Genomic DNA, 267 nt, shown 5'->3' with positions numbered 1-267 from the left:
AAAAAGAAGAAAACCTCGAAAAATGGCGTGAATGGGTGCAGATCGCCAAAGAACACGGCATCGACAGTCAAGTCGTTGGCAAACAGCAAGCGGAGACATTAGCACCGGGCTTGCAGCGCCAGCTCTATGGCGCGCTCTATACTGCAGCCGATGGCCGTGCCGAACCGCAAAAAGCAGTGCCTGCCATGGCAGAGAAAGCGCGCGAACTCGGCGCGATCATCATGCAGAATTGCGCTGTCCGCCGCATTGAAACCACCAATGGCCGCG

General features: G+C 56.6%; 1 protein-coding gene. It reads left to right on the top strand.

Features of this window, described 5'->3' with window-relative positions; all coding sequences use genetic code 11:
• Positions 1-267, top strand: a 267-nt coding sequence (locus HBA93_RS21460; RefSeq protein WP_221724601.1) for an NAD(P)/FAD-dependent oxidoreductase, incomplete at both ends; no start/stop codon positions are given.

It is taken from the genome of Ochrobactrum sp. SFR4 (genome assembly GCF_019730395.1).
Lineage (GTDB): Bacteria > Pseudomonadota > Alphaproteobacteria > Rhizobiales > Rhizobiaceae > Pseudochrobactrum.
Note: the sequence above shows the minus strand (reverse complement) of the source record. Positions and strands in the feature narration are given on the sequence as shown.